Source organism: Spirosoma flavus, assembly GCF_054778555.1.
The window spans coordinates 41,705-59,633 of sequence record NZ_BAAGZL010000008.1; the positions used below are offsets into that span (position 1 = coordinate 41,705).

At 50.7% G+C, this 17,929-nt stretch carries 11 protein-coding genes and 1 pseudogene; 7 read left to right on the forward strand and 5 right to left on the reverse strand.

Annotated features, from left to right (window positions below; genetic code table 11):
- The first annotated feature begins 1,002 nt into the window (after positions 1 to 1,002).
- The 7 genes and pseudogenes from ACYVF1_RS28770 (at position 1,003) to ACYVF1_RS28800 (ending at position 9,752) form a co-directional block, all read left to right on the forward strand.
- A complete protein-coding gene (locus tag ACYVF1_RS28770; RefSeq protein ID WP_461085536.1) occupies positions 1,003 to 2,163 on the forward strand; it encodes a zinc-dependent alcohol dehydrogenase in 1,161 nt (386 codons plus the stop codon).
- An 11-nt stretch (positions 2,164 to 2,174) separates the two neighbouring features.
- A complete protein-coding gene (locus tag ACYVF1_RS28775) occupies positions 2,175 to 2,720 on the forward strand; it encodes a hypothetical protein (protein WP_461085538.1) in 546 nt (181 codons plus the stop codon).
- Positions 2,721 to 2,857: 137 nt separating this feature from the next.
- Positions 2,858 to 3,886, forward strand: a complete 1,029-nt coding sequence (locus tag ACYVF1_RS28780; RefSeq protein WP_461085540.1) for an SMP-30/gluconolactonase/LRE family protein — start codon at positions 2,858 to 2,860, stop codon at positions 3,884 to 3,886.
- Between the two features lie 24 nt (positions 3,887 to 3,910).
- Positions 3,911 to 4,765, forward strand: a complete 855-nt coding sequence (locus tag ACYVF1_RS28785) for an SRPBCC family protein (protein ID WP_461085541.1) — start codon at positions 3,911 to 3,913, stop codon at positions 4,763 to 4,765.
- Entirely contained in the window at positions 4,746 to 5,912 is a 1,167-nt protein-coding gene (locus ACYVF1_RS28790) for a zinc-dependent alcohol dehydrogenase (protein WP_461085543.1), read from the forward strand. Before ACYVF1_RS28785 ends, ACYVF1_RS28790 begins: the two co-directional genes overlap by 20 nt.
- Positions 5,913 to 6,144: 232 nt before the next feature.
- A pseudogene (gene uvrA, locus ACYVF1_RS28795) lies at positions 6,145 to 8,643 on the forward strand (excinuclease ABC subunit UvrA).
- 260 nt (positions 8,644 to 8,903) lie between these two features.
- Positions 8,904 to 9,752 (forward strand): hypothetical protein, encoded by an 849-nt coding sequence (locus ACYVF1_RS28800; protein ID WP_461085545.1) that lies wholly within the window; start codon positions 8,904 to 8,906, stop codon positions 9,750 to 9,752.
- Positions 9,753 to 9,896: 144 nt separating this feature from the next.
- Here ACYVF1_RS28800 and ACYVF1_RS28805 read toward each other — a convergent pair whose 3' ends face one another.
- The 5 genes from ACYVF1_RS28805 to ACYVF1_RS28825 form a co-directional block, all read right to left on the reverse strand.
- Positions 9,897 to 10,724, reverse strand: a complete 828-nt coding sequence (locus ACYVF1_RS28805) for a sugar phosphate isomerase/epimerase (protein ID WP_461085547.1) — start codon at positions 10,722 to 10,724, stop codon at positions 9,897 to 9,899.
- A 3-nt stretch (positions 10,725 to 10,727) separates the two neighbouring features.
- Positions 10,728 to 11,789 carry a glycoside hydrolase family protein gene (locus tag ACYVF1_RS28810; protein ID WP_461085549.1) on the reverse strand — a complete coding sequence of 354 codons (1,062 nt, stop codon included), beginning with the start codon at positions 11,787 to 11,789 and terminating at the stop codon, positions 10,728 to 10,730.
- A 272-nt stretch (positions 11,790 to 12,061) separates the two neighbouring features.
- Positions 12,062 to 14,554, reverse strand: coding sequence for an alpha-L-rhamnosidase-related protein (locus tag ACYVF1_RS28815; RefSeq protein ID WP_461085551.1), 2,493 nt, complete (start codon positions 14,552 to 14,554; stop codon positions 12,062 to 12,064).
- A gap of 54 nt (positions 14,555 to 14,608) precedes the next feature.
- Entirely contained in the window at positions 14,609 to 15,421 is an 813-nt protein-coding gene (locus ACYVF1_RS28820) for a phytanoyl-CoA dioxygenase family protein (protein ID WP_461085553.1), read from the reverse strand.
- 58 nt (positions 15,422 to 15,479) lie between these two features.
- On the reverse strand, positions 15,480 to 17,915 hold the full coding sequence (locus ACYVF1_RS28825) for an alpha-L-rhamnosidase C-terminal domain-containing protein (RefSeq protein ID WP_461085555.1): 2,436 nt from the start codon (positions 17,913 to 17,915) through the stop codon (positions 15,480 to 15,482).
- Positions 17,916 to 17,929 lie beyond the last annotated feature (14 nt).

The following is a 17,929-nucleotide window of genomic DNA, read 5'->3' on the forward strand; positions in this document are numbered from 1 at the left end:
GCCCTTGCCTTGTAGAGGATATAGGTGCCGTTCCCAACCTGGCGCTTACCTAAACTATAAATCGGTAAGCAGTAAGTCAGAGCCGTCCAATCCAATGGATGAACGAAATGCCCCTGTAAGCTGAGCAGGACTTACGCTGAATAGGCGAATCGATACGGTTTAAATTTCTGAACAATTCAGTCACAACGGTCCCTGGGTCGGAGCGGGACCGCTTCTTGCCTTCATGCCGTGGCCTAGCCAGCGGGCTTGTGGGTGATCAAACTACCAAGCCAACTAATATCACGCAAGCTACGATTCGTTGTTAGAAGCTGGTAGCTGGCACGTTGCCAAGATTGGCTGACAAATCGTATTCATTAGCTTGTTGAGGGCTTACTCGGATCACCTTCCCACAAGGCAGCGTGTTAATCAGCCCTTCCAACTCCCTTCGGCAGGTAGGTCCAATACCTCATTATCTATTCGGATTCTTAACTGCCTTAAAGACAAAAGAGTCTTTTGGGGACAAGTCGAGGGCTTGACTGATGCGGCTCGCTCGGTAAGTAAACCTAAAAAAACTTGCTGATACCGCCTGGACGATGCTGATAGCCACCTATCAGAACAACAATGTGCAGCTTACAGCAGGAAGACCATGCTGCTGTATGGCGACAAGATGAATAGGCTTGCTGACAGCTCATACGACAAGTCTGTCAACCAAGCTACGGTGAGGTGATGTTGCTCCGTCTGAAGGGAAAATGAGTCATAACGGGTGGTCTGGTTTGCCCGATCCCACGACATTCTCTTCTGAAAACCCAAACGATTCACGCCACAAGCGTGGGCGTGGGTGCTTGCCGGAATACTTACTGGTGGATGTTGCGCCTTTTTAACCCACGGCTCAGATAAGTTTCTACACCTGTCATGAGCGCTGAAGGGGGCGTTTTGCCGGTATGGCAAGCGCATAGGTTGGCTTCTCAATTCGGCTTGACGTCTTCAGTCAATTCGTTTACTCACGTTTAATCCCAGGTTGCTATGATAGCAATGAATTTTCGCGGGGCCCGGCAAATCCGGGTAGACCGGAACAAGCCTGAACCCGAGATCAAGCATCCGTATGATGCTATTGTCCGGGTCACCCGATCCCTGGTGTGCGGATCCGACCTGCACCTCTATCACGGTCGCGTGCCCGATACCCGGGTAGGCATGACCTTTGGCCATGAGTTCACCGGCATCGTCGAAGCCATAGGCTCGGGCGTGCAAAAACTAAAAGTGGGCGACCACGTGCTGGTGCCGTTTAACGTGGCCTGCGGCACCTGCCCGCATTGCAAGCAGGAACTCTATGGCAACTGCCATGAGTCCAATCCCGAGGCCACCGCCGTCGGCGGCTTTTTTGGCTATGCCCACACGGGCGGTGGCTACGATGGCGGACAGGCCGAATACGTTCGGGTACCCTACGCCGATGTGAGTCCCACTGTAATTCCCGACGGCATGGACCTGGAAAACGCCGTCCTGCTGACGGACGTAGTGCCGACGGGCTACCAGGCTGCCGAGCAGGGCGGTATTCAGAAAGGCGATACCGTGGTGGTGTTTGGCGCTGGTCCAGTGGGGCTGATGGCGGCCCGTTTTGCCTGGTTTTTCGGGGCTGCCCGGGTCATTGTGATCGACCACGTAGACTACCGCCTGGAGTTTGCCCGCAAGTTTTCCTTTGCCGAGGCTTATAACTTCCGGGACATGAAAGACCCGGTGTTGTTCCTGAAAAAAGCCACTGATTACTTTGGCGCTGATGTGTGTATCGATGCGGTAGGCTGCGATGGCACCGGCAGTGCTTTACAAACCATTACCGGGAAAGGACTCATGCTGCAGGCCGGCGATGCCACGGCCCTGCACTGGGCCATCAACTCCGTAAAAAAAGGCGGCATTGTGTCCATCATTGGCGTATACGGCCCTCCCTGGAACCTGGTCCCCATCGGTAGTCTGATGAACAAAGGCATTACCCTGAGGGCTAACCAGGCTTCGGTCAAACGGCTGCTGCCCAAGCTGATTGACCATATCATGAGCGGCCGCATCAATCCCAAGGAACTGATTACCCACCGGTTGCCCCTGGAAGAGGTGTCGGATGCGTACCGCATGTTTTCCGGCAAGATGGACCACATCATCAAACCCTTACTCATTCCGCCACGCGCCAATGTGGCTTAACCCCTTGTCTTATGCAACCCGTATTAGAAGACACAATAGCCGAATTTGAAGACCGTACAATTGCGGACCGCAACCTGGATACCCGCGTGAAAGACATCCCCGGCTGGGGCATGGATGCCGATCCGGAGAATGATCCCACCTACCCCATGAAGCATTGGAACGGGGCGGACCATGAACGGCTCAATTATGTAAAAGCGCCCCAGCAGCCCATCGACATCGAGGTCTTTCATTCGGTGGAGCGACCAGGCGTTACGCGCGTCTTTGGTACGTCATCACCGCCTTCGGGCCTGAGTGGGGCTCTCCGTCGCTACGCCTATCAGTATAGTGAAGCGACCGCTACCCACTGGATGACGCTGATCTTGGCCGACCGCATCAACGCCATTGAGGGAAAGCTAACGGACTTAGTTCACGGCGTTCTTCCAAACCCCTGGCTTGAACGGGGCTGGCGAGCGGAATGGACCTACAACCGTCCTGCTTTCATCCGAAAGGCAGCGACGACGGGCTTACTGATCACGGCCGGCATCCTGCTGCTGAAACGGAAGGCCAAGCGTACGTAGGTTTCAGCAAGCGGGTGGGATTGATTGGATCAACCCAGAAGAGGCCACAAGCTGCACACGTTTGGGTTGATCCGTTTTCCCCATCTAGTGAATAGGTACCCATTTAGAGGTACACTGTCAATTAAATCGATTCAATCATGAATACAAGCAGTCAGCAACTGGAACAAGTCTTTTCAGACGATACCTACCAGTTAACCGGGGTGGCAATCGCGAAAGACGGTCGTTTGTTTAGCTGTTATCCGTTATGGCCCGGACCACACCGGTACAGTGTTGTCGAAATCTTTCCGAATAACCAGGTGAAACCGTATCCAGACGAGCAGTGGAACAGCTGGCAGGAAGGGGACGTCGGAACGAATAAATGGGTTTGTGTGCAGGCCGTTTATGTGGATGCGCAGAACAACCTGTGGGTAGTGGACCCGGCCTGCCCGAACATGGAACAGGTGTATGACACTAGTTTTAAGCTGGTCAAGTTCAACCTGGCGACCGACCGCATCGAAGACGTGTATCGGTTTGAGGGCGTACTAAGCAACAAAAGCTACATCAACGATGTGCGGGTCGATACCCGTAGAAACGTAGCGTATCTAACGAATTCCAATGAAGGGGGGATTGTAGTGGTTAATCTGGAAACGGGAACAATCCGGCAGGTATTGCGCAACCATCCGTCGGTGAAACATGACCCTTCCTTTACGCTGATTGTGGACGGGAAAGAATTCAAAAAGCAGGGTCAGCCGGTACATCTTCAATCCGATGGCATTGCCTTAACACCGGATGGCGAATGGCTGTATTACAAACCGCTCACCGACAATAAACTCTACCGCATCCGAACGGAATTTTTGCGAAACGAAGCCTTGTCGGACGATCAACGGGAGGCTGCGGTGGAAGATTTGGGCAGGTTTGCGGTTACAGATGGGATGATCTTCGACTCAAACGGCAACCTGTACCTGGGCGATTACCAGAACTACAAACTAGTCCGAATAACGCCTGAGCACAAACTGGAAGATGTTGTGTCCGATGAAAGGCTGATCTGGCCGGACAGTTATTCCATGTCGACGGATAACTATTTGTATATCAGTTGCTCCCAGATCAACAAGCAACCCGATTACAACGAAGGCGAAAACAAACGAACCACACCCTATGCCATTTACCGAATGAAGTTGCCTGCTTAACAAACCTTATATCTCCCTAAAATTATGGCAAACAAAAAGCAGCCCGTGTCGAGTGTACTGGGCATGGGACAGATTGAACCGGACGCCAGCGGTTCGGGTCGAATCAATGTTGGCGATACCGAGCGAATCTGGTCGGCGGCTGGTGGAGCGTTATTAGCTACGTACGGCTTACGACGGGGTTCGTTTAGCGGGCTAGTACTGGCCACACTGGGTGGATTTATGGTCTACCGGGGAGCGTCGGGCTATTGCCCTATGAATCAGGCGCTGGGGCGAAATACGGCCGAGCCGAAGGCTGAAGACAAGGCGGTTGATTCGATTGAAATCGCCAAAAGCCTGACCATTAATAAACCCCGCGAAGAGGTATATGCCTACTGGCGGCAACTGGAGAACCTGCCCCAATTTATGTTTCATCTGAGCGAAGTTCGACAACTCGACAACAAACGGTCGCATTGGGTAGCGAAACTCTCGGATGGTCTCCTCGCGAAAACACTGGGAACGGTGGAGTGGGATGCGGAGATCCTTGAGGAGGTGAAAAACGAGCGGTTGGTCTGGAAATCAGTCGCCGATGCCCGGATTGACAACGCCGGTGAAGTCAGTTTCATCGATGCGCCCAATGGTCAGGGTACGGAAGTTCACGCGGTGATCCAGTATCGTCCACCAGCCGGGCAATTGGGCGGTGCGATCATGAAACTGTTCAACCCGGCTTTTGAGGAAATGATCAAACAGGACCTGCGTCGGTTCAAGCAATTGCTGGAAACCGGCGAAATCACGACCATCGAAGGGCAGCCGTCCGGTCGGAAAAATGAGCAACAATCCGATAAGAAACCTGTATCTGAACACGCCAAAATAGACGAAAAACATGAAAGCGCTATGTTATAACGGTGTTGGCGACCTGCGCACAGAGCGGGTTCCCGACCCAACCATCATCAATCCCAAAGATGCGATTCTGCGGGTTATTCTGTCATCGGTTTGCGGCTCCGACCTCCACCTGCTCAACGGCTACGTACCAACGATGCGCGAAGGCGACATCATTGGCCATGAGTTTATGGGCGAAGTAGTCGAAATAGGCTCCGAGGTGAAGAATCTGAAAAAAGGCGACCGCGTAGTGGTGTGCTCGATTCTGGGGTGTGGCGAGTGCCAATATTGCCAGAGTACACAATGGTCGCTCTGCGACAACTCCAATCCCCACGCCTGGATACCGGAAAAAGTCTACGGCGATTCGCCAGCGGGGATTTTCGGGTACTCGCACGCCTTTGGCGGTTATGCCGGTTCGCATGCCGACTATATCCGCGTACCGTACGCCGACCGGGGCTGCTTTGTCATTCCCGAAGGCTTGCCCGACGAAGCCGCTGTGTTTGCATCGGATGCCCTCCCGACGGGCTTTATGGCTGCTGATTTAGCCGACATCCAGCCGGGCAACGTAGTGGCCATATGGGGATGCGGAGGAGTTGGTCAAATGGCCATTCAAAGTGCTTTTCTGCTGGGCGCGTCCCGCGTGATTGCCATCGACCGTGAGCCCGACCGGCTGCGGATGGCGAAAGACATCAGCGGAGCCGAAGTGCTGGATTTCTCGAAAGTCGATATTCAGGAAGCGTTGCGTGAGATGACCGGTGGGCGTGGCCCCGACCGCTGCATCGACTGTGTGGGCATGGAAGCGGTCAGCGAAGGGCTGGATTATTATTACGACAAAACCAAGCAGTTTGTCCGCCTGGAATCCGACCGGCCGATTGTACTGCGGGAAGCTATCTTAGCCTGTCGGAAAGGCGGAACCGTTTCGATTATTGGCGTTTATGGCGGCCTGGTAGACAGCATCCCGATGGGTGCGGCTATGAACAAAGCCCTGACCTTCCGAATGGGTCAGCAACACGGGCAGCGGTACATTCCCCGGTTGCTGGAGCATCTGCAAAAAGGGGAGCTTAATTCAGGTTTCATGCTCACGCACAAAATGTCGCTCGATGAGGGCATGAAAGGCTACGATCTGTTCAATAAGAAAGAAACCATGCGGGTTGTTTTTGCTCCGCAATAGCAGATTTGATTCCTTGTAAGGTGGTTGTACACCTGCCTTGCAAGGAATCAAATCTAAACTAATGAAGCTGTCTTCGTCATTCCGACTGGTCCGCCGGTACGGAATGACGAAGCAGCTACTTTCTGACTTGACTGGCAAATGTTTAAACTATATGCCGAATCAGAAACTCGATTCGCCATCTAACAACGACTGACCAGCAACAGTTACCCAAGAAAAGCCACCCACGAACAAAGTGAATTCTCCGTCTGAACAGGACCATCAGGGTTTCATCCGCATACGCGGAGCCCGGCAACATAATCTTAAAAATATCGACGTAGCCATTCCCCGGGATGCCCTGGTAGTGTTTACGGGCATCTCCGGTTCCGGTAAATCATCCCTGGCTTTCGGTACCCTCTACGCTGAAGCCCAACGTCGGTATTTAGAGTCGGTATCTCCCTACACCCGGCGGCTCTTCAACCAGATGGCCGTTCCCGAAGTTGACGCTATCGAAGGCTTACCCCCGGCCGTTGCCCTGCAACAGCAGCGAGGTACACCAACTACCCGCTCATCCTTGGGCAGTGTCACTACGCTCAGTAACCTGGTGCGGATGCTGTATTCCCGAGCCGGAAACTACCCGTCGGGACAGGGAATTCTCTACGCCGAATCTTTTTCAGCCAATACGCCCGAAGGAGCCTGTCCGACCTGTCACGGGCTGGGCAGCGTTTATGAGGTTACCGAGGCATCGATGGTGCCTGACCCCTCGCTCACCATCCGGCAGCGGGCGGTGGCAGCCTGGCCGCAGGCCTGGGGCGGTCAGAACCTGCGCGATATTCTGGTGTCGCTGGGCTACGACGTCGACAAGCCTTGGCAGGAGCTTCCCCGGCAGCAACGCGATTGGATTTTATTCACCGAAGAGCAGCCCGTTGTTCCGGTGTATCCCGGATATACACCTGAACATACACGCCGGGCCATTGGCCGAAAGTAGCCGCCCGATTACATGGGTACGTTCAGCAGCGCCCGGCGGCACGTACTGCATACGTTTGCCAATAGCCAAAGTCAGTTGATGAAAAAGCGGGTATCGGCGTTTATGCTCCAAACTCGCTGTCCAACCTGTCACGGGAAACGGCTACGGCCCGAATCGCTAAGCGTTACGTTTGCTGGACTGGATATTACGGATCTGTCCGAATTACCCCTCAAGCGCCTGACGACTATTCTCCAACTCTATACCGATGACCCGAACGAAGCCCAGCCCGAGCGGGCGGAAGTGATTCGCCGGATCACCACCGATTTGGTTGCCCGTCTACAGGTGTTGCTTCAACTGGGTTTGGGATATTTGTCTCTCGAACGTAGCACACCCACGCTATCGCCGGGTGAACTGCAACGGCTGCGGCTGGCCACCCAGCTTTACTCGAATCTGTTTGGGGTGGTGTACGTACTGGATGAACCCTCGGCGGGCCTGCACCCTTCCGACACCGAAGCGTTGCTTTCTGCGCTGGCTGGCTTAAAACAGGCCGGTAATTCCCTGTTCGTTGTTGAACATAATCTGGATGTAATCCGGCAGGCTGATTGGCTGGTCGATGTCGGGCCGGGGGCGGGTGAGCAGGGCGGGCAGATTCTTTACAGTGGCCCAGTGGCGGGGCTGGCCCACATCACCGCATCGCAAACCCGACCCTATTTGTTTGCCTCGAAAAAAAATGCCGTAGCACCACCCCTTTCCCCGTCGGACTGGCTTCGGTTGGTCGGAGTAAGCCGGAATAATTTACAGGCGCTGGACGTAGCCATTCCCCTGGGCGTGCTGACCGCGGTGACCGGTGTGTCGGGTTCGGGCAAGTCCAGTTTGATTAGTCAGGTGCTGGTCGAGCTCGTCGCGGACCATCTGGGGCAATCCTTGACCGATGAGGACGAAGGGGATTCCATGGAGGAGGAAAAGCCGGTTACGACGGGCGGTCAAATCATCGGCGGCCTGGAACGTATCAAGCGCCTGGTTCGGGTTGATCAGAAGCCCATTGGTCGCACGCCCCGCTCGAACATGGCGACCTACACGGGCCTGTTTGATGCCGTCCGGAAACTATTTGCCGCCACGCCGTTGGCCCGCGAGCGCGGCTACGATGCTGGCCAGTTTTCGTTCAACGTGGCCAAAGGTCGCTGTCCACACTGTCAGGGCGAAGGGTTTGTGATGGTCGAGTTGTTGTTTCTACCCAGCGTGTATAAACCCTGCCCGGTTTGCCACGGAGCCCGCTACAATGACCAAACCCTGGCAGTCCGCTATCGGGATAAAACCATCGCTGAGGTACTGGCCCTCACAGTTGACGAAGCGCTCGCTTTTTTTGGGGAAGAACCACCCGTTTTGCGTTCGCTGAGGACGCTGGGCGAAGTAGGGCTAGGGTATTTGCGATTGGGTCAGCCTGCCACGGAGTTATCCGGCGGGGAAGCCCAGCGGATCAAGCTGGCGACCGAGCTGCAGCGACCCAACAACGGCTCCTCGCTTTACATCCTCGATGAGCCCACCACGGGTCTCCATCCGGCTGACGTGGATAGGTTAATTGGCCAGCTCCGCAATCTGGTGGCGGGGGGCAACACCGTCATTGTGGTAGAGCATACCATGCGGGTCGTTATGGCCAGCGATTGGGTAATCGATATGGGGCCGGGCGCGGGCGATGAGGGCGGTCAGGTGGTGGCTCAGGGGCCTCCGAGGGAAGTGGCTCAACAGCCCGCCAGCCGCACTGGGCCGTATTTGAAGCCGTATCTGTAGTGGGTGGCCGTTGAAAGCAGGATTGTATAGGTAAAGGTGTCTACATTTTATGGATCTGACCAGATTATAGACGTGTTTTATATTCGTATAAAGTACAGAACTTTGTGCGAACCACTCTTGTCTTACCCGTTTCATTTAACGCCCCATTTTTAAAGCAGACACATGAACGCTGCTTCGTCTCAAGTAGGAGCCTTTTTGTGAGAAAACTTCGTTTGTTGTAGCTTGCTGGGTAATGCGTAGATTTGCCAATCCACTTCCTGATGACCAACCTACAAACACTCAGCCGCTTCTACCTTACCCTAATTCCCTTTTTAGCCGCTGGGGTGGCTTTAGGCATCGGACACAGCAAACCCCAACTCTATCTACCTATCTGGCTGGCCCATGCCCTGCTGATGGCATTCGCCGTTTGGAGCTTGGGAAAGAACTACTTCACCAATCCCCATCCTGCGCAAAAGCAACTCGGCACCATTGCCCTGTTGATCATCATTCCCTGGATCGGGTTTACTGTTTTTGCGGGTATGGGACCTCCCCCTACGTCCATACCCGAATGGGTCGAAACGGCAACCGAACAACAGATTCGTTATGCGTTATTAATAGCAGGAGGGATTTCAATCACGGCTGGATTGGCCTTACTGGCCAATCAACTTCGTCAAAGCGGTGAGAAGACGTACTGGTTACTTGGCTCACTGGCTATGGGTATAGCCCTGCCTTTATTTACCCTCAACATGGCGTATTGGGGGAGCTTTTTAGTCGAATCGTTCACCAACTTTTCGGCCGCTTCAGTGACCAAACGGCCCGATTGGTACTTGTCCATGCGCGCGCTTTTTAGTTGGATTAGCGGTGTGGAGGTAGCTCTTTTGTATTCGGCTACGGCTGCTTTTGGGGTAGGCTTACAATCGGCGGGCTGGTTCAAAACCGGTGCTTGCCGGGTCTATATCCTCTTGAGCCTGGTGGGCGTTTTATTGAGTATATTACCCTCCTTTTCGTTGGAACCGTTAGTGATTGCGACCTACTTAGTGTCGATCCCTGCTTTCCCCTTCATCATGCCCTATCTGATGGCGCTCAATTTGTTGAACTTAGCCAATCGCAATTTTAACACAACTCCATGAACGCTCTCGTCTCACGAAGGAGCCTTTTGTGAGAGGGAGTATTTTTGACTAACTTATAAGTTCCGAGAATACAATTTACTTGAGACAGTTTTTACTTGCCCTTTATATTGTCAGAATGCTTTCGAGTAATAAAATGCGACTAAACTATGAAGTCATTGCAGCAATATATCTGTCAGTGAGCAATTGTTTCATAAAGCAGTTGATCTCAAATTGATTAGCCATGGGCTTACTGGTAAAAGGAACCTGTGGCATATAGGGAAAGGGTCCGAACTCGGTCGTGATTGTTAACAAATCTCTGTTCTTGCGTTTATTCACTTCCACAATTGCATCCCACCAGGCTAAAAACTGGTTGAGGGCGTAAGCCCATGCCGGGTCTCTGGGATCAGCTACCTGAGGGCCCTGCTCGAAACCCACGCGGGCGTGAATGTGTCGAGTTCTGGAAATTGCCTCATTGACAATCGGTTTGAAACGAGCTAACATACTCTCAGTCACACATACCCAGTGCGAAAAATCGGCCGTTACCTCCATTTCTGCTCGCTTTGTAAACAGATAGTCGATGGACTGAGGTGAATACCCCATTCGGCCACGATGAGTCTCATGCACAATCGGAATATTCGTTTGGGCTGAAATCTCCGCAGCAATGTCGACTAGAGCCAGATTTTGTTCCGGCGTAAAATAATCTCTACCCGTATGTGAATTGATGAGCACGGGCAATGCGTCTGCACACGCCTTCAGGTTTCGCTTAAAACTGGCCTGAAATTCCGTAAACGTATTACCTGCCGCTTCATGCTGATGAGCAACAAAGACAAGCCGTTTTTTTTCGATACTATTCAAAAACGTTCTTCTCGATTTCTGATCCCTTGGCAACCACGTATCAATGCCATCATAACCAGCATCAACGATTTTATTAATAAAGTCATTCATGGGCAGGTGCTCATGGCCCCACTGTGGACTGAGTATCTTAATTTCCATACGTCAATTGTGAATCTGGATGGGTAGTGAAATCCAGGCTAGCCCAATATTCCGTCTCATATGACTTATGCTTTCGCCGGACGCTGCGTCGTAGAGCAGCGCCAACCTGTTTCCCGTTTGAATGACCGTAGGCATACCAATCGCTCCTTTGGACCAACTACAGTTTTGTTTGTCCAGGACGATGGCTTTATCTTTTTTTTGCCAGTGAAAAATATCTTTTGTCCAGTACACCCAGATCGCGTCTGTGAACTCGACCCCTTCTTTGGTAATACCAATGTGATTGGTGAACAGATACCACGTTTTTTGACTCTTATCATAATAAAGACTTGAGTTTTCAATCTGCTCCTCCAATGGGAAGGCAGGCGTCTCGATGATATTCCAGGGGCTATTAAGATCCCTGGTTCTTGCCAGACCAATCGTTCGTTTCACAACCTTGTTTTCATTCGCCGAACCACTAAAAAATTGTAAAAACTCATCTTTATATTTGATAATAAACCCTGGGCTAGCCGTCAAGGCGTAGAACGTATTAGGCTTTGTCGTAAATGGCTGCACGTCATACTGTTTTATCCAGGGCCCTTCAATCGACGAAGCTTTGGCTTTCATGGTCAGATAGGGAAAGGCGGGAATCCGATCAGGGGCAGGGGTTGCGTTTGGCGTACCCAGATAAAACATGTGCCAGGTGTTTTTATCGTTTATGACCCAGGGCGATGACGCGCTTTTTGCGTCGTTTTCTGTCGAATTACCCAGTTCGAGAATGGCACCTTTTTTCGTCCATGTTTTTAAATCTGCGCTGGTGGCCAGGCAGGCTTTCCAGCCATCTTTTCCAGCTCCGTCATAAAATAGGTAATACGTATTGCCTACTTTATTTAATACAGCTTCTCTCGCCCCATACACATCACAGCTGTCTTTTCCATCGCCATAGTGCAGCACTACACCCTGATCGTTACAATCAATTCGATGACGAGCCGCTGGTCTTCCATCGACGTAGCGCTCATGTTGAGAAAAGGCAGCTTGTGATCCTAAAAAACAGATGCAACTCAATAAAACGGATAGGTGGTTTTTCATTTGAGTATAGTGCTGAAATAGGAAAAGAAGAAGCTTCGTGTTCATTTCCTATACCTCATTGTATTTTAGATTGTTTTGTACGTTTCTGCCATGTTTTAACCGCTATATTTTCTGATCAATTAGATTCTTATTGTGATAAATTGTCCGGCAGCTAATCTGCCGGACATTTACAAAACCAACCTATCTATGCTGAAAATGCATTGATTAAACTCTAAAAGTTGTAGTCATTCAAAACGCCGAAAACGACAATGTCTCTACGTAAATATTATGCATTAGCTTAACTTCGTTACGGTAAACGTCGTTGTGTTCCGGCAATCATGGTTTAGCTTTATTTCGCCATCTGGGTTTGCTTTAATGACTTTTGCCTGGTTGTTGATTTTGATTCGGTAACGCGCATTCGGACGTAGATCGGTGATTGTGAACGTATGTTGAGCCGTTGATTTGGTTGTCCAAGCACGTAAATCGGGCTTCCAAGAATTAATTTGAACCAGAACAAATGTATTAGCTGGGGTATTAATCTGGAGCCGAGAACGTTCGTCGTTGTTGTGAAAATAGGTTAGCGTATTGACCACATTGCTAACGCCAAACCGCTCGCGGCTGATAACCGAAAAGTCTTTGGTACTCAGCTTATAGTGACCAACCTGTAAATCAACTTGATACGTTGTGTCTCGTAAGGTATACGTAAATTTCGTACCATCGAGTGATTTGCTCATATTCGGCTCAAGTCCCATCCGGTTCCACTTTGGCCGAATTCCGTAAATATCCCGGTACAAGGCGGTTATCGTCGTGCTGATTCCCGCCAGAATATCGTCGCCCAGACCCTGTTGGGTTTTTCGGCTATAGCGCTGGGACGATAGCCCGTCTTTTCGGTACTGGGCCAGCAAATTATTAACGTAGCGCAGAGCCGTCTGGTTATTGTACGTAGCGTAAGCCCGGATTCCCAGGTAGCCCCAGGTTGGGAAAATATCGCCATTCTCGTATTTAGGAAAAGGCCAGTTTCCACGCTGAACTTCCTCGCGCTTAAACGAGTCAAAACAGAGTGGCCAGTGAAACAGCTTTTCGTTAGCCATTCGCTGCTCGATCTGCTGAAGAATCTGGCTGATACGCCGTGGATCATCGCAGAGGCCAAAAGCAATAGCGGCAAAATTTACCGGCGTGACCAGATTGTCCCCATGCACCGAGCCATCCTGATCCCGCCAGTAAACGTATTGCTGGTTGGCCTCTGACCAGAAACCACCTTTCTCCACGGGTTGATTGAACGCCTTTTTCAATCGGGCGGCAATAGCTACGTAGTAAGCAGCCTTCTGAGGATTACCCAGCACCCGCTCACAATCGGCCCAAAGCGTAAGCGATTCATACAACTGAGCGTTTACAAACGCATTTTCATAACTGGCCCAAACAATGTCCACCCAGTCACTAGCCTTCTGTTCAGCAATACCCATATTCATCATCTCGAAAATACCATTTTGATTGGCATCCCGCCGAATCAACCAATCCAGTGCTTTTTCGCAGCTATTCTGGTGTGTACGGAGCCAGGCCAGGTTACCCGTCTGGGCAAATTGCTCACTGGTATTAATGACATAACCCGTCTGTGAATCAATGGTGTATCCCCACATGGCTTCATAGTAACCCGTTTCTTTGTTGTAGGTCCCCGGTATTTCGTCACCCGGTGCGTTATGCCACCGCGACAGCACCCGCCCGTCAGCCAGCATTGCCTGATCCCGCTCCTGATCGAGCGTAGCGGACAGGTTTCTGGTATAATTGGGGTCATTTACCGCCAGGCCTATCTGGGCAAAAAAAGGTTCATGTAAGCACTTCCAATTGGTTAGCCAGCCATTCCCCCCGACGATGGCATTGTCGACCACTCCGTAGCGTCCTGTCGTATTGAGCAGCTCACGAACGGCCAGACTATCGATACCGGGGAGTCTGCCACGGGAGTATTCTTTCGTATAGTCTACGTACTGCAGTTCGAATTGAACCGTCGCTACCTGATTTTGCGTCGTAAAACCCGAGAAGATGTCCGCTTTACCACCGACAAAGCGGCTTAGGCCATACCTCGGCAGTAAATAAGAAGGGGTTACCGAATGCGTACAGGTAAATTCATCCTGCGGGCTGTGGGTGTATTTCGTGGCAAGTGCGTCTTTCGAACTAGCCTGAATACGCAACCCATTGCCGCTGCGATCATTCCAGAACGTAACGCCACCTGTGTGAACCCCATACGAATCCTCCCTTTGTTTAAAGTATTTACACCAGACTACCCCTCCATTGTCCAGTATGCCTCCTTTCCACTGAGCCATTCCGCTAAAATTCCATTGTGGAAAAGCGGTTTCCTGAAGATCTAACGGCCTACTATATACGCGAATTATTGACCAAATGATTTTATCACTACGTAAACGGAAATGCCAGTCCTCAGTAACCTTATTCGCTGAATCACCATAGGTTACACCTTGGATAGTTAGACCAGAAGAATCCTCACGTACGTAAGGCTGACCCAGCAGTTTTTGGGAGCTGTATTGTTTGTTCCCGCTTTTGATTCCTGTAAAAATCCCCGCTTTTGATAACGTATTTTCTGTATTGATTCGTAGCTCTTTCACGGTGCAGCCAGCAGCGTAGTCAATCACCAGGACCAATTTCTTATCTGGAACGGTAATCGTAATGGTGCTGGTCGTGGGGTTATGGTCAATGCCAGGAATTTTAGCCTCTACGACCAGACACGCCAATTGGAAAAAACTCAGCCAAAAAAGAAATTTCAGTCTTAAAAACATACACGTTCTATTCTGAATAAAGCGGCCCGCTGCAATACTACCAATACATACGGACTATGAATGGGAATAAATCAAAGGGGTTATTGCTTCATTATTAAGTAGACTACCGATCGATAATTTAGCCACTTCGTCATCACTCAGGATGTTCTGGGTGCCATTGAACGTATTGCCATCGGGCATATAAGCACAGGTCATTGCCCGTCGGTAGCCGGGCGTCATATTCGCGTGGGCTCCGTGGATGGTTAGCCCGTTGTGAAACGAGCAACTTCCCGCTTTCATGGGCACAGCTACCGATTTGGCTTTATAAAATTGCGGATAGGTCGTAAAAATAGCGCCCATATTCTTACCGATCCCAGGATTCTCGAAGGTAGTTTGCTGGTGCGATCCTGGGATAAAAAACAGGCAGCCATTTTCCAGTGTAGCGTCATCCAGCGCTACCCAAATCGATAACGCCCTCCGGTCGGTAAACGACCAGTACGGGGTATCCAGATGCCAGGAGGTTGGATTGGCCCAGGGTTTTTTGATGAGCGCCTGATCGTGCCAAATCCGTATTCCCTCCACTTCGGCCAGTTGGGCCGCCATTTTTCCGATCCGCTCGTCGAGCATGAGTTTTCTGATGCCCGGATTGTCCTGCCAGAGATTAAGCAATTGGTCAAATACGTTGTCGTAGTATGATTTATCGGCATCATCCCCTTTGCCGTACACCTCCTTCCGGTCCGGCAGTTTATTCCCTTTCCGGTTTGCCAGCGCTTCATCCAACGCAGTTCGCCACTCGGCTAATTCATGCGCTGACAGGAAGTCTTCGAAAACAATAAAGCCATCCTGTTGGTAGCGGGCAACGTCTTGTGGAGTAATTTCTGTTTTCATAATAATGCTATTCGTTTAAATAGATAGTCCCGTTTTCAGAATGACGATTCTATATTAATTAGTTAAAAAAGATTCCAGCTAAGGCTGCGTTTGGCCCTCGTACGTGATTGATCCGAACTCGAACGGAGTGGTCTATCTTGAAGCGAATATATTTGCCGTTTCGGTAGGTGTCGACTACTTGAACTGGGGCCAGGATTTCGAGCGTTTCAGCGTCAAATAATTCAATAGCCGAGCGTCTGCCTTTGCGGTCCCAGTCCAGAAAATAAAGTGTTAAGTAGTAGGGTTCGCGGGTGTGGCTAAAGACGTCCAGTGTAAAGGTCTGGAGGGTAGCTTTAGGATCTTGCGTGATGAAAGCACTAGCAAACCGATCATTCGTTTTTTCTTGTTGCAAAGCGCGAGAATCAGCCGTTTTAGCTTCCCACGACTGATTGATCGCTCTGATGACCCGCACCGAATCAATGTACGCTGGCTTTTTAAGTAGGTTTTCCTCGCGTTTATTCCCTGCGAAGAAATAACCATCTTTCCCATACCGATTTTTCCAATTCCCCCCGGTGATTGAGTCGACAGTGAATGAAGTTACGGCATACTGCCATTTATCTGATTGGGTGTTAAAAGCTGGTGAGCCTTTTTCATAACGTATCTTGATGGCATAGCTGCCTGGAGAAAGGTTTCGAAGATACACGTAATTCGCATCTTCGTCCGCTGCCTTAACTGGCTGGTTATTGACCGTTATCTGTTTAATGAGCCTGCCATTCTTGGGGAGACCTAATTTCGTCGCTGTCGCACCGACAGGAACACGTACTGCGCAATCACCAGTAAGTGAGTTGAACGACGCCGATATGACGCCCCAAGGGGTGGGCACCGAGCCTTTGACCTGGGAAATCGATTCCGTCAAAAAAGGAATAATGCTGAACGTTTTAAAGCCAGGTGAATCGGGCCGTATTCCCAAAATTTCTTCTGATAACCACTTCGATACACCTGCTCCCCAGGGATGGGTTAAACTGGTATAGCCACACTGATTATTAATCGGGGCACTGTTCGGAGCTAATACGTCGTTCCAAGAGGGTCGAAACACTTCAAAGAACGTAGTACCACCATACTTAATTTGTCCACCCCATTGATCGATAAGGGTGGTGATCGCTTCATTTTTGTAGCCAGCATGGGCCATCCCCTGCAAAATGAAATACTGGTTGAAGGGCGAATAGGAAAGTCGGGTGTTTCGATCACTAAACCATTTTTTTGCCAACGCCTGTAAGCTCGTTGATTGGTCCTGCCCGGCATTAAATACTTCGGCCAACGCATGCACACCATAGTTCGAAAACTGGTCAGCCACAAGCTGCTGTTTTTTCAGCGTTGCATAACGACTGTATTTAGCCGCCAGGGCCGTATCGCCAATCGTTAGCATACCTTGAGAAAATTTCGACCAGGCGTTGATGCATAACCAGCGGTAAGCCCGTTGACTTTCGGCGATGTTGGGCCGCTCAAATCCTGCGCCCAGCCGCTCATCCCACCCCATAAAGCTTAGGTTGGGTAACGCATCAAACTGCTGGAAAGCTTTATCCAGCCGCTTCGTAGCGTTATCAAGGTAGTTTTTGAAAAAGGTGGTATCACCGGTATACGTGAAGTAGTCCAGCAATCCCAATACCCAATACATCGAATAAGCTGGAATCCCATTATCCTGCGAAGAGGTAAACGCAATGTTTTTACGGACAAAATCGAAATTACCAAACGCCACCATCGACGCGGCTTGCGACGGATACGCATCGCCCGTCCAGGAATGCCGGTCGCTACGTTCCATCAGAATAGCCCCCAGATAATTTTGCAGCAGGTTGAGTTTCACCGTGTAAGCACCCGTATACCAGATGCGGTTAAGCAGGGTATCATTGCAGGAGAAACTTCCGAGGTAATTAACGGACTTTGTCTGGCAGATCAGTCGGAAATTAGTCAGCTTCCAGGGTTTGGTGAACGTTTTAACGTGCAACCACGCAAACCGAACGCCTTCATACAGTTGATCATTCAGTTCAAGTCGGTACGTATTGCCATACCGCACGGGTTTAAGCGTTTTTGCCGGATGCTGCGCACCCGCGTTAAGAATCGCCGGTTCCTTGTATTCACTGATACTTAACAGAACTTCACCTTGTAAATCGTCCGAATCAAATTCCAGCCAACCGGCATTTACCTGGCCAAAATCGAATTGTACGTCTCCCGCTCCCAGAATTGTAATCGCGGATTTCTCAACCCGAAATGCGCTTGAGGGGCGGGCAATGTGTTGGCGTGGATACAGCGGATAAATCTGTAAGCTGTCGTCTGCTTTTGGGTTGCTCCATTGGTAGTTGCTAATCGGATCGGGAGAATTTTTTATCCGCATTGCCTTGAATGCGCCACCATGCAAAGGCAGATACGGCTCTTTTATCTGCCCCTGCACCGTCAAACTCCATAAGCAGCCTGCCAACGCGAACAAATGGATTTTAAAATGGCGGCTTACTTTTTTCATAAAAAACTCAATGT

What these genes read in the sequence shown, in the direction of transcription:
- ACYVF1_RS28810 (WP_461085549.1), bottom strand. Translation starts at nt 11,789, where the DNA reads ATGAAAAACCACCTATCCGTTTTATTGAGTTGCATCTGTTTTTTAGGA.
- ACYVF1_RS28820 (WP_461085553.1), bottom strand. Translation starts at nt 15,421, where the DNA reads ATGAAAACAGAAATTACTCCACAAGACGTTGCCCGCTACCAACAGGAT.
- ACYVF1_RS28790 (WP_461085543.1), top strand. Translation starts at nt 4,746, where the DNA reads ATGAAAGCGCTATGTTATAACGGTGTTGGCGACCTGCGCACAGAGCGG.
- ACYVF1_RS28800 (WP_461085545.1), top strand. Translation starts at nt 8,904, where the DNA reads ATGACCAACCTACAAACACTCAGCCGCTTCTACCTTACCCTAATTCCC.
- ACYVF1_RS28775 (WP_461085538.1), top strand. Translation starts at nt 2,175, where the DNA reads ATGCAACCCGTATTAGAAGACACAATAGCCGAATTTGAAGACCGTACA.
- ACYVF1_RS28815 (WP_461085551.1), bottom strand. Translation starts at nt 14,554, where the DNA reads ATGTTTTTAAGACTGAAATTTCTTTTTTGGCTGAGTTTTTTCCAATTG.
- ACYVF1_RS28785 (WP_461085541.1), top strand. Translation starts at nt 3,911, where the DNA reads ATGGCAAACAAAAAGCAGCCCGTGTCGAGTGTACTGGGCATGGGACAG.
- ACYVF1_RS28770 (WP_461085536.1), top strand. Translation starts at nt 1,003, where the DNA reads ATGATAGCAATGAATTTTCGCGGGGCCCGGCAAATCCGGGTAGACCGG.
- ACYVF1_RS28825 (WP_461085555.1), bottom strand. Translation starts at nt 17,915, where the DNA reads ATGAAAAAAGTAAGCCGCCATTTTAAAATCCATTTGTTCGCGTTGGCA.
- ACYVF1_RS28805 (WP_461085547.1), bottom strand. Translation starts at nt 10,724, where the DNA reads ATGGAAATTAAGATACTCAGTCCACAGTGGGGCCATGAGCACCTGCCC.
- ACYVF1_RS28780 (WP_461085540.1), top strand. Translation starts at nt 2,858, where the DNA reads ATGAATACAAGCAGTCAGCAACTGGAACAAGTCTTTTCAGACGATACC.